Origin of the sequence: Micrococcus luteus NCTC 2665, assembly GCF_000023205.1 — a bacterium.
GTDB lineage: Bacteria > Actinomycetota > Actinomycetes > Actinomycetales > Micrococcaceae > Micrococcus > Micrococcus luteus.
Map to the genome: position 1 here is coordinate 1,530,263 of NC_012803.1, position 13,685 is coordinate 1,543,947.

At 73.3% G+C, this 13,685-nt stretch carries 10 protein-coding genes, 1 tRNA gene and 1 pseudogene; 3 read left to right on the forward strand and 9 right to left on the reverse strand.

Annotated elements, in window-relative coordinates; translation table 11 throughout:
* Positions 1-39: 39 nt before the first annotated feature.
* Positions 40-630 (forward strand): annotated as a pseudogene (locus MLUT_RS18510) (IS3 family transposase); the annotation flags it as partial.
* Positions 631-936: 306 nt separating this feature from the next.
* On the opposite strand, the gene MLUT_RS18515 reads toward MLUT_RS18510, so the two are convergent.
* The 8 genes from MLUT_RS18515 to MLUT_RS18550 all read right to left on the reverse strand — a co-directional run bounded on the left by MLUT_RS18515 (position 937) and on the right by MLUT_RS18550 (position 9,095).
* Positions 937-1,013, reverse strand: a tRNA-Pro gene (locus MLUT_RS18515).
* A 376-nt stretch (positions 1,014-1,389) separates the two neighbouring features.
* Positions 1,390-1,869 (reverse strand): hypothetical protein, encoded by a 480-nt coding sequence (locus MLUT_RS18520; protein WP_010078461.1) that lies wholly within the window; start codon positions 1,867-1,869, stop codon positions 1,390-1,392.
* A 104-nt stretch (positions 1,870-1,973) separates the two neighbouring features.
* Positions 1,974-3,512 (reverse strand): ribosome biogenesis GTPase Der, encoded by a 1,539-nt coding sequence (der, locus tag MLUT_RS18525; protein WP_010078460.1) that lies wholly within the window; start codon positions 3,510-3,512, stop codon positions 1,974-1,976.
* A complete protein-coding gene (gene cmk / locus MLUT_RS18530) occupies positions 3,509-4,240 on the reverse strand; it encodes a (d)CMP kinase (RefSeq protein ID WP_010078459.1) in 732 nt (243 codons plus the stop codon). The genes der and cmk overlap by 4 nt, the downstream gene beginning before the upstream one ends.
* A gap of 1 nt (position 4,241) precedes the next feature.
* The gene (locus tag MLUT_RS18535) at positions 4,242-5,402 is read right to left on the reverse strand and encodes a prephenate dehydrogenase (RefSeq protein WP_010078458.1); all 1,161 of its coding nucleotides are present in this window, start codon (positions 5,400-5,402) and stop codon (positions 4,242-4,244) included.
* Positions 5,399-6,355: a pseudouridine synthase gene (locus MLUT_RS18540; protein ID WP_002857422.1), complete on the reverse strand. Its 957-nt coding sequence runs from the start codon at positions 6,353-6,355 to the stop codon at positions 5,399-5,401. The genes MLUT_RS18535 and MLUT_RS18540 overlap by 4 nt, the downstream gene beginning before the upstream one ends.
* Positions 6,356-6,577: 222 nt before the next feature.
* Positions 6,578-7,438, reverse strand: coding sequence for a ParA family protein (locus MLUT_RS18545; protein WP_010078457.1), 861 nt, complete (start codon positions 7,436-7,438; stop codon positions 6,578-6,580).
* Between the two features lie 241 nt (positions 7,439-7,679).
* Positions 7,680-9,095: a C4-dicarboxylate transporter DctA gene (locus tag MLUT_RS18550; protein ID WP_010078456.1), complete on the reverse strand. Its 1,416-nt coding sequence runs from the start codon at positions 9,093-9,095 to the stop codon at positions 7,680-7,682.
* 187 nt (positions 9,096-9,282) lie between these two features.
* On the opposite strand from MLUT_RS18550, the gene MLUT_RS18555 reads away from it, so the two are divergent.
* Positions 9,283-10,884 carry an ATP-binding protein gene (locus MLUT_RS18555; protein WP_010078455.1) on the forward strand — a complete coding sequence of 534 codons (1,602 nt, stop codon included), beginning with the start codon at positions 9,283-9,285 and terminating at the stop codon, positions 10,882-10,884.
* Positions 10,881-11,597 carry a response regulator gene (locus tag MLUT_RS18560; protein WP_010078454.1) on the forward strand — a complete coding sequence of 239 codons (717 nt, stop codon included), beginning with the start codon at positions 10,881-10,883 and terminating at the stop codon, positions 11,595-11,597. The genes MLUT_RS18555 and MLUT_RS18560 overlap by 4 nt, the downstream gene beginning before the upstream one ends.
* Before the next feature lie 7 nt (positions 11,598-11,604).
* Here the strand turns inward: MLUT_RS18560 and MLUT_RS18565 are convergent, their stop codons facing one another.
* On the reverse strand, positions 11,605-13,560 hold the full coding sequence (locus MLUT_RS18565) for an AMP-binding protein (protein WP_010078453.1): 1,956 nt from the start codon (positions 13,558-13,560) through the stop codon (positions 11,605-11,607).
* Between the last annotated feature and the right edge of the window lie 125 nt (positions 13,561-13,685).

Genomic DNA, 13,685 nt, shown 5'->3' on the forward strand with positions numbered 1-13,685 from the left:
CTCTCGGTACGGCTTACACAGACCATCTGACACGCCCGTGCGCGGCGGTCGAAGAGGGTCAAGACCACCCGGCCGGACCCGGCCTCGGCGCGGCACCCGGACCTCGTGAAGCGGGAGTTCACCGCGCCTGCCCCGAACCGGCTCTGGGTCACCGACCTGGCGTTCGTGCCGACGTGGGCCGGCGTCGCGTACGTCTGCTTCATCGTCGACGCGTTCAGCAGGATGATCGTAGGGTGGCGGTGCGCGTCACACATGCGCACCGAGATGGTCCTCGACGCGATCGAGATGGCCCGCTGGTCCCGCGGCGCTCGCCACGAGGACCTGCGCTGTCACAGCGACGCGGGGTCTCAATTCACCTCCATTCGCTACGGCGAACGCCTCGCCGAGATCGGAGCGACACTGTCGATCGGGACCGTCGGGGACAGTTATGACAACGCCCTGGCCGAGACCGTGAACGGCTATGACAAGGCCGAGCTCGTCCGCGGACCCGCACGGCCAGGTCCCTGGCGAACGGTCGAGGACCTCGAGCTCGCGACCCTCGGGTGGGTGTCCTGGCACAACACGCAACGCCTCCACGGCTACCTCGGCGACGTCCCACCCGCCGAGTTCGAGGACACGTTCTATGCTGTCGAAGCCGGCCGCGAACAGTTGTCGGAATCAAATAGCGCGAGTCTCCATCAGACCCAGGGCGCTTCAGGGCCAACGCTCTGGTCACCGACGAGATCGATTTTGGATCGAGCCGCTCGGCCACTGAGGACGTTCTGAATTCCCGGGGATATAAGTCGAGCCGAACGCCGAACCGTAGGGTCTGTCTCGATCAGTTTGTGCTAAGGAATATGTCAGGCACGGAAAGAGGCCCAGGCGCTCCCCTCGAGGGAGTACCTGGGCCTCATTCCATTTTCCCTCGTCAGATGCGGACTCTGACCCGTGGGAACGTGGTCGGGCTAGCGGGATTTGAACCCACGACCTCTTGACCCCCAGTCAAGCGCGCTACCAAGCTGCGCCATAGCCCGTGGCGAATCGCGGTCATCCGCGCTTCAGCACCCCACGAGCATACCCCACCCGCACCGCCGGACGCGAATCCGGAGCGGGCCGGCCGGGCCGTCGTCGTCAGGGGCGAACGGCGCGACACTACCGGAACGTGAACAAGGGGCCCACGTCCTCTTCACAGACGTGAACCCCTCATCCCTTGACCGAGGGCCACCCGACCGAGAGTCCCCCAGCGACCGCGGCCCCGGCGCACCGGTGGGCCTGGCGGTCTGCACGAACCCTCTCATGACTGAGGGTGCAGTCGTGCACGGGTGAAGCGTAACACGCTGAGCCGCTCCGATCCGCCGTTCCGGGCGGGTCGAAGAGGCGTGTCGGGGGGCATAGATCCCCGTGGGAGGGTCAGTACGTGAAGGTCCGGTCCCCCACGCGGAATTCGACGTCCTTCAGGTCCGGGATGGCGTTGCGGGCCTGCTCCGCCGCCTCCCGCATCGTCTCCTCGAGGACCTGGGGATCGGCCTCGAGCAGGGACTGGCCGTACTCGATGACCACCTTCCCGTCCTCCCGGAGGGCCTCGACGTCGACGATGTCCGAACCGGAGGGCAGGGATCGCGTCAGGTCCTCGACGACCTCGGCGGCGCGCTGGTCCGCCTCTGCGAGGGCGTCCTCGGCCTCCTGGCGCAGCTGCCCCAGGTCCACGCGGTCCGACGCGTCCGCCTCCAGCTCGCTGATCCGGTCCTCGGCCTGGGCGAGCCGGTCCTCCGCGCTCTGCAGCGCGGCCCGGGTCTCACCGTCGTCGACCGCGCAGCCGGATGCGGCCAGCGCGAGCGCGGCCAGGGTGGCCAGGGACAGGGCGGCGGGGCGACGTCGGATGAGGCTCATGCCCTCAGGCTACGCGGCGAAGGTGGACGAACGGTGGGAGCGTGCCGGGACGACGACGTCCCCCGACGCGGGTGGTCGAGGGACGTCGTCGGGGCGGGGCCGGATCAGCGGCGGCGGCCGCGCTTCTCGCGCACGCGCATCCCGATCTCGAGGGGCGTGCCCTCGAACCCGAACGTCTCGCGCAGGCGGCGCACGATGAACCGGCGGTAGCCGGGGTCCAGGAACCCGGTGGTGAACAGCACGAACTTGGGCGGCCGGCTCGAGACCTGGGTCGCGAACAGGATGCGGGGCTGCTTGCCGCCGCGCAGCGGGTGCGGGTGAGCCGCCACGAGCTCGCCGAGGAACGCGTTGAGCTTGCCCGTGGGGATGCGGGTGTCCCACGAGTCCAGGGCGAGGTCCAGCGCGGGGACGAGACGGTCCTTGTGCCAGCCGGTCTTCGCGGAGATGTTCACGCGCGGCGCCCAGGCGACGTGTGCCAGGTCCCGGTCGATCTCCTTGGCCAGCTGGTGCCGGCGGTCCTCATCCACCTGGTCCCACTTGTTGAACGCGATCACGAGGGCGCGCCCGGAGTCCAGGACCATCTGGAGGATGCGCACGTCCTGCTCCGAGATCACCTGCGGCGCCTCGAGCAGCACCACGGCCACCTCGGCACGGTCCAGGGCGGAGGCCGTGCGCAGCGACGCGTAGTAGTCGGCGCCGTGGGCCATGTGCTGCCGCCGGCGGATGCCGGCGGTGTCCACGAAGCGCCACAGCCGTCCGCCGAGCTCCACGAGCTCGTCCACGGGGTCGCGCGTGGTGCCGGCCAGGTCGTCCACCACCACGCGGTCCGAGCCGGCCAGCTTGTTCAGCAGCGAGGACTTGCCCACGTTCGGCCGGCCCACGAGGGCGATCCGGCGCGGGCCGCCGCGCGGCACGAGACCGCCGTGGGCGGACTCCTCCGGCAGCGCCTCGAGGGCGGCGTCCAACAGGTCCGCGACGCCGCGGCCGTGCACCGCGGACACCGGGTACGGGTAGCCGAAGCCGAGCGACCACAGGGTGGCGGCGTCGGCCTCCTGGACCATGTCGTCCACCTTGTTGGCGGCCACGATCACCGGGCGGTCCTTGCGACGCAGCATCGAGACCACGGCCTCGTCCGTGGCCGTCATGCCGACGGTGGCGTCCACCACGAACACGACGGCGTCCGCCACGTCCACGGCCAGCTCGGCCTGCTCGGCCACGCGACGGTGGATGCCCTTGGCGTCGTGCTCCCAGCCGCCGGTATCCACCACGGTGAACTCGCGGCCGTTCCACTCGGCGTCGTAGGAGACGCGGTCGCGCGTCACGCCGGGCACGTCCTCCACGACGGCCTCACGACGGCCGATGATGCGGTTGACGAGCGTGGACTTGCCGACGTTCGGCCGGCCCACGATGGCCAGCACGGGCGGCACGGGCGCGTCGAGGTCCTCGTCGGGCCCGAGCTGCCACGCGTCGAGGAGGGCGGCGTCGTCCTCCTCGAGCTCGTAGTCGGCCAGGCCGGCGCGCAACGACGCGGCACGCGCCTCGGCCTCCTCCTCGGTCATGGCGGCGAGCCGCTCGGCCACCTGATCGTCGCCGGCGGGGACGAACTCGTCCTCACCGGAGCGGTGCTGGGGGTTCTCGGTCATCGTCGGCCTCCCTTCACGGCCGGGATGCCGGCCTGGTCCTCGACGGCGGCCAGGACGGCCGCCACGGTCTGCTCGAAGTCGAGCTCGGTGGAGTCCACGAGCGCCACCCCGTCGGCGGGGCGGTCGAACGTGGACACGGTGGCGTCGCGGGCGTCGCGCCCGGCCACCTGACGGTGCAGCGTGCCGGCGTCGACGCCGGTCTCCCCCGCCGCGGCCAGCTGGCCCGAGCGGCGGGCGGTGCGCACGGCCTCGGACGCCGTGAGCAGCACGCGCGCGTGGGCGTCCGGGGCCACCACCGTGGTGATGTCGCGGCCCTCGGCGACCATCCGGCCCGCGGCGGCGATCGCCGCCCGCTGGCGGCGGTGCAGCTCCTCGCGCACCGGGATGACCACGGCGACGGTGGAGACCGTGTCCGTGACCTCGGGGCCGCGGATCGCCTCGGTGACGTCCGTGCCGCCGACCCGCACGGCCTCGACGTCCGGGTCGGTGGACTGGTCCAGGTCCATGGCGACGGCGGCCGCCGCCACGGCCTCCGCATCGGCCAGGTCGACGCCCTCGTGCAGGCAGTGCCAGGCCACGGCGCGGTACATGGCGCCGGTGTCCAGGTACGCCGCGCCGAGACGCCGGGCCACGACCTTGGACACGGACGACTTGCCCGAGCCCGAGGGCCCGTCCACCGCCACCACGAGCGGCGCGTGTGCGACGTCGTCGCGGGTGTGCTCGGTCATCTCAGACCACCTTCCATCCGGCGGCGGTCAGCGCCGCCACGAGTTCGTCCCTGCGGCCGGGCAGCACGGAGATCTCCACCATGCCGACCCGGTGGCCCGAGGCGTGCTCGAGCCGCAGGTCCTCCACGTTCACGTCCGTGCGGCCGACCTCGTCGAGGAGGGCCGCGATCTGCCCGGGGGCGTCGTCCACGATCACCGTGACCACCGCGAACGCCTGCGGCGGCGCCCCGTGCTTGCCGGGCACCCGTGCCCGACCGGCGTTGCCCTCGGCGATCAGCTGCGCCATGTCCAGCCGCGCCCCGGGGGCGGAGGGGTCCTCCAGGGTGCGGATCAGCCGGTCCAGGTCCGCCCGCAGCCCGTGCAGCGCCGGCACGATCCGCCCGGCGTTGCCGGAGAGGATCTGCACCCACAGCTGCGGGTCCGACGCCGCGATCCGGGTGGTGTCCCGCAGCCCGTTGCCGGCCAGGGCGAGCGCCTGGTCCGGGGTGTCCTGCAGGCGGGAGGCCACGAGCGAGGCGGCGATCTGCGGCAGGTGCGAGATCAGCGCGACCGATTCGTCGTGGGCGCGGGCGGCCATCCGGTACGGGGTGGCCTGCAGCGTCCGCGCGAGCGCCCGACCGGCCGCGAGGGCGCCCGGGTGGGTCGTGTCCGTCGGGCACAGCACCCACGGCGCCTGCGTGAACAGGGTGCCGCGGGCCGCCACGGGGCCGGACCGCTCGGAGCCGGCCATCGGGTGCGTCCCGAGGTACCGGTCGGCGTCCTGCGGGGCCAGGCGGGCCTCGTCGACGGCGGCGCGCACGCCCGCGGCGACCGCCTCCTTCACCGAGGCGATGTCCACCACCACGGCCGCGGGCCAGCGGCGCAGCGAGTCCACCACGACGTCGGCGGTCACGTCCGGCGGCGCGGCCACGACGACGAGGCCCGGGGCGGCGTCGAGGTCGTCGCCCTCGGCGTCCAGGCGGGCGGGGCGTCCGGCGCGGATGTCCGCGGCCACGGCCAGGGCGGCGTGCGAGGGGTCGTGCAGGCGCACGTCCACACCGGCCGCGCTCAGCCCGATGCCGATCGAGGTGCCCAGCAGACCGGTCCCCCGGACGAGGACGGGCTGCGGGATCCCGGCCGGGCCGTCACCGAGCGCGGCGGCGGACTCGGCGGGCGCGCTCACAGGCCGACCAGGGCCTTGAGGTGGCCCAGCTCCTGCGCGTTGAGCGCGCGGACGGTGCCCTGCTTCTGGTCGCCCAGCAGGATGGGGCCCACCTTGACGCGGACGAGCCGCTCGACCGGGTGGCCGATCTCCTGGAACATGCGGCGCACGATGCGGTTCTTGCCCGAGTGCAGCACGACCTCGACGAGCACGTGGCCCGGCGTCGAGTCGACGAGCTTGAACGAGTCCACCTGCGCCACGCCGTCCTCCAGCTCCACGCCCTCGCGCAGCCGGTTCGAGACGCCCTTGGCCAGCGGGCCGCGGGTCTGCACCACGTAGGTCTTGGGGACCTCGTAGCTGGGGTGGGTGAGGCGGTTGGCCAGCTCGCCGTCGTTGGTGAGGATGAGCAGGCCCTCGGTCTCGTTGTCCAGACGGCCCACGTGGAACAGGTGCTCCTGCCCGGGCTTGAGGTAGGTGGCGATCGAGGGCCTGCCCTCGGGGTCCACCATCGTGGAGATCACGCCGCGGGGCTTGTTGAAGACGAAGTACTGCTTGGTCACGTCCGTCTGCACGGAGATGCCGTCCACCCGGATCACGGCCGTGGCCGGGTCCACGCGCACGCCGGGCTCGGTGACGACGACGCCGTCCACCTCCACGCGGCCCTCGGCGATGAGGTCCTCGCTCACGCGCCGGGACGCCACACCCGCCGCGGCCAGCACCTTCTGCAGACGCTCGCCCGACTCGTCGTGGATGCGGTCGAGGTGGGCGGCCTTGGCCCGGGCGGCGCCGGCGCCGCGGCCGCGGCGACCGCGGGTGCGCGGCACGGCGTCCTCGTCGAAGGGGGCCTCCTCGCGGGGGCCGGCGGCGCCGCGGCGGGCACCGATCTGTCGCTGGTAGTCGCGCTCCTGGAACGGGCCGCCCCGTCGACCGACGGCGGGGGTGCGTCCGGAGCCTCGCGGCTTGCGGGAGTTCATGGGGAGGGCGTCCTTTCGGGTGCGCGTCAACGGCGCCGGTCGGGCCGGCGGCGGACGGGTCAGGGGGTGAGGGACGGCCCGGAGACGGACACGCCCGGCTCCATTCTCGCAGATCGGCGGCGTCGCGTCTCCCGGCCACCGCTCCCCCGGCCGCGAGCGCGCAGAGAGCCGGCCCGGTCCCGCGACGGGACCGGGCCGGCGTCGTCGGCGGTCAGCGGACGGTCACGGCGCGCCGCCGCGGCAGATCAGCTCGCGGGCGAGCTGCCGGTAGGCCTTGGCGCCGTCGTGGTTCTCGGCGAACAGGGTGATGGGCGTGGCCGCCACCGTGGCGTCGGCGAACTTGATGGACCGCTTGATGACGGTCTCGAACACGCGGTCCCCGAAGCCGGCCACCAGCGAGCCCACGACCTCCTTGGAGTGCAGGGTCCGCTGGTCGAACATCGTGGCCAGCACGCCGTCGATCTCCAGGTCCGGGTTGAGCCGGTCCTGCACCTTCTCGATCGTCTCGACGAGCAGGGCGACCGCGCGCAGCGCGAAGAACTCGGCGGTCAGCGGGATGATCACGCCGTGGGAGGCGGTCAGCGCGTTGACGGTCAGCAGGCCCAGCGAGGGCTGGCAGTCGATGAGGACCACGTCGTAGTCGTCGCGGACCTGGCGCAGCGCGCGCTCGAGGACCTGCTCGCGGGCCACCTCGTTGACGAGCTGCACCTCGGCCGCGGACAGGTCGATGTTGGCCGGAAGCAGGTCCATGTTCTCGAAGTCCGTGGGCAGGATCGCGTCCTTCGCGGTCACCGACCGCTCCATGAGCACGTTGTACACCGTGGTGTCGAGCTCGTGCGGGTTCGCACCCAGGCCGGCCGAGAGGGCGCCCTGCGGGTCGAAGTCCACCATGAGCACCCTGCGGCCGTAGCCCGCGAGCGCGGCGCCCAGGTTGATGGTGGAGGTCGTCTTCCCGACGCCGCCCTTCTGGTTCACCATCGAGATGATCCGCGCCGGGCCGTGCGAGGTCAGGGGCGCGGGCTCGGGGAAGTCGTGCTTGGGCCGGCCGGTGGGCCCGAGCACGGGCTCGCCGTGGATGGTCATCACGGGGATCGGTTCTCTCGAGGTCACGGCGGCGCCGGCTCCTTCCACGGTGGTCTGCACGCCCGGCCGCGGGCCGCGGCGCGCCGCGGCCGCCGTCGTCGGCGTGTCCGGATCTTCCCCCACCCTAGTGCCTGCCGTTCCCAGGACGACGGCGACGCCGGGGACGGGCCTGTGTCCAGGCTCGTCCCCGGCGTCGCCGGTGGTCGACGGTGCGGCGTGCCGCGCGGGCCCGCCGCCTCCGTCAGCGGGTGGGGTTCCGGTCGCCGTCGGCGGCCATCGTGAAGTTCAGGCTGGAGTCGGGGTGGCCCTCGTAGGCCTGCTCGGCGACCGTCGGGGACTGCTGTGGGTCGTGCGCGGCGCCGCCATGGCCGGCCACGGTCGCCTCGTCGAACTTCAGCTCGCCGCTGAGGACGCGCCGGGCGCGCTCGCCGTCGAGCTCGCCCACCCAGCGGCCGATGAGGAGCGTGGCCACGGCGTTGCCGGTGAAGTCGGTCAGGGCGCGGGCCTCGGACATGAACTTGTCGATGCCCACGATCACTCCCATGCCTCCGAGCAGCTCGGGTCGGTGCGCCTCCAGGCCGGCGGCGAGCGTGGCCATGCCCGCGCCGGTGACGCCGGCCGCGCCCTTCGAGGCGATGATCATGAAGACCAGCAGGCCGATCTGCTCGCCGAGGTTCATCTCCGCGCCCATCGCGTTGGAGACGAAGAGCGCGGCCATGGTCAGGTAGATGGCGGTGCCGTCCAGGTTGAAGGAGTAGCCGGTGGGCACGGTCACGCCCACGACGGACTTGTCCACGCCGGCGTGCTCCATCTTGGCGATCAGGCGGGGCAGGGCGGCCTCGGAGGAGCTGGTGGCGAAGATGAGCAGGTACTCCCGGCCCAGGTACTTCATGAGGGACAGGATGCTCAGGCCGGTCACGACCTTCAGGATGGTGCCGAGCACCACCACGATGAAGGCGATGCAGGTCAGGTAGAAGGCGCCCATGAGCAGCGCCATGGCGCCGATCGCGGACCAGCCCGTGGAGCCGACGACGGCGGCGATCGCACCGAAGGCGCCGATCGGGGCGACCCACATCACCATCATGAGGATGCGGAACACGACGCCCTGGATCAGCGTGAGACCACGCAGCAGCGGGGCGCCGGCCGGGCCCATCTGCTGCAGGGCGAAGCCCACGAGCAGGGCGACGAACAGGGTGGGCAGCACCGGCAGGGAGCCGGGGATGATGTCCAGCAGGAACTGGACGGTGCCGTCCACCGCGGCCGTGGGCTTGTTCGGGTCGTAGGGCGTCAGCTTGAGGCCCTCACCGGGGTGGATGAGGTTGCCGACGACGAGGCCGACGGCCAGCGCGAACGTGGACATCGCCATGAAGTAGGCCAGGGCGATGCCGCCCACGCGGCCGACGGTCGCGGCCTTGGCGATCGAGCCGACGCCGAGGGCGATCGTGCAGAAGATGACCGGGCCGATCATCATCTTGATGAGGGAGACGAAGCCGTCGCCCAGGGGCTTGAGGGACTTGCCGAACTCGGGGAAGAGCAGGCCGACGGCGGCGCCCAGCACCACCGAGGCGATCACGGCGATGTACAGCCAGTGGGTGCGGTCCTTCTTCTCCGCCGGGGCCGGCGGGGCCGAGGTCTCGGCCGGTGGGGTGTGCGCCATGGGGCGTTCCGTTCTGTGCGGTGGTGGGGCGCCGCCGAGCGGTCCGCAGCGGCGCGGGAGGGATGTGACCACTCTCGCGGGCCGGGGTGGCGTCGGTCACGATTACGGTCATAGTGGTCACGGCGGCCCGCGGGCTGAAGGATCGTGGGAGCGGACCGGCGCGTCGCCGGCCCGAGGGAGGAGAGGCATGCGCCACCCGTGGTCGATCGCCCGGCGGATCGCCGTGGTCCACGTGGCGCTCGTGGCGGCCATCGCCCTGTTCAGCGTGTGGAGCGCCTACCTCGAGGCCCGCGAGGTGGCCCTGCGCGTCGAGGAGCGCCACGTCCAGGGAGTCACCACCCTCGTGGCGCGCGACCCCGCGCTCGTCTCGGCCCTGCGGGCCGGCGACGCCCCCGCCCTGCAGTCCGGGATCGACGGCTGGATCGCCGAGGCGCAGGTCTCGTGGCTGACCGTGATGGATCCGGACGGGATGCGGTTGGCGAGCTGGCGCCTCGAGCAGGTCGGTGTCCGCTACCCGAGGCCGGTGGACGCCGTCGTCGCCGGGGACACCGTCGTGGAGCTCTCGAGCACCGGTGCCGCGGGCCGTTCGGTGCGCGCGCTCGCGCCGGTCGTGGGCCCGGAGGACGGCACCGTCCTGGGCGTGGTCACGATGGGCGTGCAGATCTCCGACGTCACCATCATGGCCGAGGCGCAGATCCCCGGCATCCTGCTGGGCTCGGCCGCCGTGGCCGCCGTCGGCCTGCTCGTCGCGTGGCTCGTGGGCCGGTATCTGAACCGGGTGACGCTCGGACGCGGCCCCGAGCAGATCGCCGAGCAGTTCCTGCTGGCGGAGACGGCCATGGACTCGCTCGAGGCCGGCGTCGTGGTCCTCGCCCCGGACGGGCGGGTCCGCCTGCACAACGACGCCGCGGCGCGCCTGCTCGGCTGGGAGGACGCGGGCGAGCCTCGACTGCCCACCGAGCTCTCCGCGGCCCTGCCGGGCGCGGTCAGCGGCGAGGCGAGCCTCGCCGTCGGCGGGCGGGTCCTCGTGGTGCAGCAGCGTGTCGTGCGGGCGCCCGGCCGCTCCGACCCCGGCGGGTCGGTCCCGCCGACGGCCCTCGCCGCGGCCGCCCGCGAGGGCGTGACCACCGCCCCGGCGGGATCGCGCGTGCTCGTCCTGCACGACCGCACCGACCTGCAGCGGCTCGGCGACGAGCTCACCGTGGCCCACACCCTGACCACGGCGCTGCGCGCGCAGACGCACGAGCACGCCAACCAGCTGCACACCGCCCTCGCCCTCGTCGAGTCGGGCCGGCTGGAGGCGGCCCGCGCCGTGCTGTCCCGACGCGCCGCGGACGAGGAGGCCTCCGACGACGTCCTCGCCGCCCTGCTCGACGCGAAGGCCGCCCAGGCGCGTGAGCGGGGCGTGGCGCTGACCTGGTCCGCAGAGCTGACCGCGCCCGCCCCGCTGCGCCCGCTCGACCTGCTGACCGTGCTGGGCAACCTGGTGGACAACGCCCTCGACGCCGCCGCCGCACCGGACCTGTCCGCGGCAGACCGGTGGGTCGACGTCGAGGTGGTCTCGGACGCCGCGGGCCTGCTCGTGCAGGTGGCCGACGCGGACCGCGGCCGACTCTTCGACCGGGGCTGGTCGACGAAGCCCGTCGGCGCCGCCGGACGCGGCATGGGGCTGTGGCTGACGCGGCGGATCGCGGAGGAGGCCGGCGGGGTCGCGGACGTCGCGACCGACTCGGGCACCGTGTTCATCGTGGAGGTGCCCCGCGGCCCCCGACCCCAGGAGGTGACATGACCGCCCGCCCGTACCGGGTGCTCGTCGTCGAGGACGAGCAGCTGACGGCCGAGGCCTACGTGGCGCACCTGGACCGGCTGCCGGGCTTCGAGGTGTCCGCGGTGGCCGGTTCTCTGCTGGCGGCACGGCAGGTCGCCGCGGCGGGCCTGCATACGGACGGGCGCTTCCCCTTCGACGTCGTGCTGCTGGACATGAACCTGCCGGACGGGCACGGCCTGGACTTCCTGCACCAACTGCGCGCGGCCGGCTTCCACGGCGGGGTGCTGGCGCTCACCGCGGCCACCGACCTGCCGGTGGTGCGCCGGGCCGTCGCGTACGGCGTGACGCAGTACCTCGTGAAGCCGTTCGGGTTCGACGAGTTCGCGGATCGGCTGGGCGGGTTCCGCGCCGCCTCGGCGATGCTGGCCGGCGACGGCGCCCTCGAGGGCCAGGAGCAGGTGGACGCCGTCTTCCGCGTCTCCCGCGAGCGGCGCGCCGAGGCCCTGCCCAAGGGGCTGACCGAGGGCACCCTGCGCGAGGTGATGGACCTGCTGGGGGCGGACCCGGAGACCGCCCTGAGCGCGGCCGAGGTGGGCGAGCGCCTGGGCATCTCCCGCGTGACGGCCCGGCGCTATCTCGAGCACCTCGAGCGGATCCGGCGGGTGCGGCGCTCGGCCCGGCACGGTGGCCGCGGCCGGCCCGAGCAGGAGTACCGCTGGGCCGGCCGCGCGTGAGCGGGGCTCAGCGGGCCGGGCGCAGCACCCCGGCGAGGGCCTCGAGCACGGCGGGGTCCTCGATGGTCGAGGGCACCGCGTACTCCTCGCCGTCGGCCATCTGCCGCATGGTCTTGCGCAGGATCTTGCCCGAGCGGGTCTTTGGCAGCGCGTCCACCACGACGACGTCGCGGAAGTCCGCCACCGGGCCCACCTCGCGGCGCACCGCCTGACGCAGCTCGCCCAGGAGCGCGGCCTCGGCCTCGGAGCCGGGCTCGGGCGTCTCGACGCCGGACTTGAGGACCACGTAGCCCGACGGCCGCTGACCCTTGAGCGGGTCCGCGACGCCGATCACGGCGCACTCGGCCACCGCCGGGTGGGAGGCCAGAGCGGCCTCGAGGACGCCCGTGGACAGCCGATGTCCGGAGACGTTGATGACGTCGTCGGTGCGGCCGAGCACGAACACGTAGCCGTCCTCGTCCACGACGCCGGAGTCGCCGGTCGCGTAATGGCCGGGGAAGGCGCTGAGGTAGGAGTCGATGTAGCGCTGGTCGTCGCGCCACAGGGTGGGCAGGGTGCCCGGGGGCAGCGGCAGCCGCAGGGCGATGTTGCCCTCGGTCCCGGCGGGCACGGGCTCGCCCAGGCCGTCCAGGACCACGAGATCGACGCCCGGCGAGGGCACCGAGGACGAGCCGATCTTCACCGGCAGCTGCTCCAGGCCCACCGGGTTCGCCGCGATGGCCCAGCCGGTCTCGGTCTGCCACCAGTGGTCGATCACCGGCATGCCCAGCAGGCCCTCGATCCACCGCTGCGTCTCCGGGTCCAGGCGCTCGCCCGCGGCGAAGAAGTGCCGCAGGGAGGACAGGTCGTGGTCCTTGAGCAGCTCGCCCTCGGGGTCGGCGCGGCGGATCGCGCGCAGCGCCGTGGGGGCCGTGAAGAAGGAGCGCACGCCGTGGTCCTCGATGAGCCGCCAGAACGCGCCGGCGTCGGGGGTGCCCACGGGCTTGCCCTCGTACATGACCGTGGTGGCCCCGGCCAGGAGCGGGCCGTAGACGATGTAGGAGTGCCCCACGACCCAGCCCACGTCCGAGGCCGTGCACATCGCCTGTCCCGGGCCGACGTCGTAGATGTGCTCCATGGTCCAGCGCAGGGCGACGGCGTGGCCCCCGTTGTCCCGGACGACGCCCTTCGGCTTGCCCGTGGTGCCCGAGGTGTACAGCACGTACAGCGGGTCGGTGGCCTGGACCGGGACGCAGTCGGCCGGCTCGGCGGCCGCGACGGCCTCGCCCCAGTCCTCCCAGCTCGCGCCCCCGCGCCCGTCGGCGTCCGCGAGCGCGGTCTCGAAGCCCTCGCGGTGATGGACCAGCACCGTGCGCACGGGATGCGCGGCGGTCTCGAGCGCCTCGGCCACAGCGGGCAGGTACTCGACCCGGCGCTTGGGCTCGATGCCGCCGGAGCAGGTGAGCACGACGTCGGGGGCGGCGTCGTCGATGCGGGAGGCGAGCTCGCGCGGGGCGAAGCCGCCGAAGACCACGGAGTGCACCGCGCCGAGCCGCGCGCACGCCAGCATCGCGATGTGGGCCTGCGGGATCATCGGCAGGTACACCAGGACGCGGTCGCCCTTGCCGACGCCGCGCGCGGCCAGGGCGCCGGCCAGACGGGCCACCGCGTCCGTGAGCTCGGCGTACGTGTAGCGGGTGACCTCGCCGGTCATCGCGGAGTCGTGGATCAGCGCGACGGCGTCCCCGCGGCCCGCCTCGACGTGCCGGTCCAGGCAGTTGTAGGCGGTGTTCAGCTCGCCGTCCGGGAACCAGCGGTACAGGGGCGCGGCGGAGTCGTCGAGGGCGCGCGTGGGCGCGACGGTCCAGTCGATGGCGCGCGCCGCGTCGAGCCAGAACCCCTCGGGGTCGCGGAGGGAGCGGGCGTGGGCGTCGGCGTACGCGCCGGAGGGGCGGTCTTCGGTGGGGGCATCGTGGGTCGCCATGGACCCAGGGTAGTGCTGTGGATCACACCCGGCAAGAGATCTGTATACATTTCTTGTCCCGTGCGGGAGGCGTGGTGGCACACGGGCGTCCCCCGTCGGGGACGCACCACCCAGCCCCCGCACGC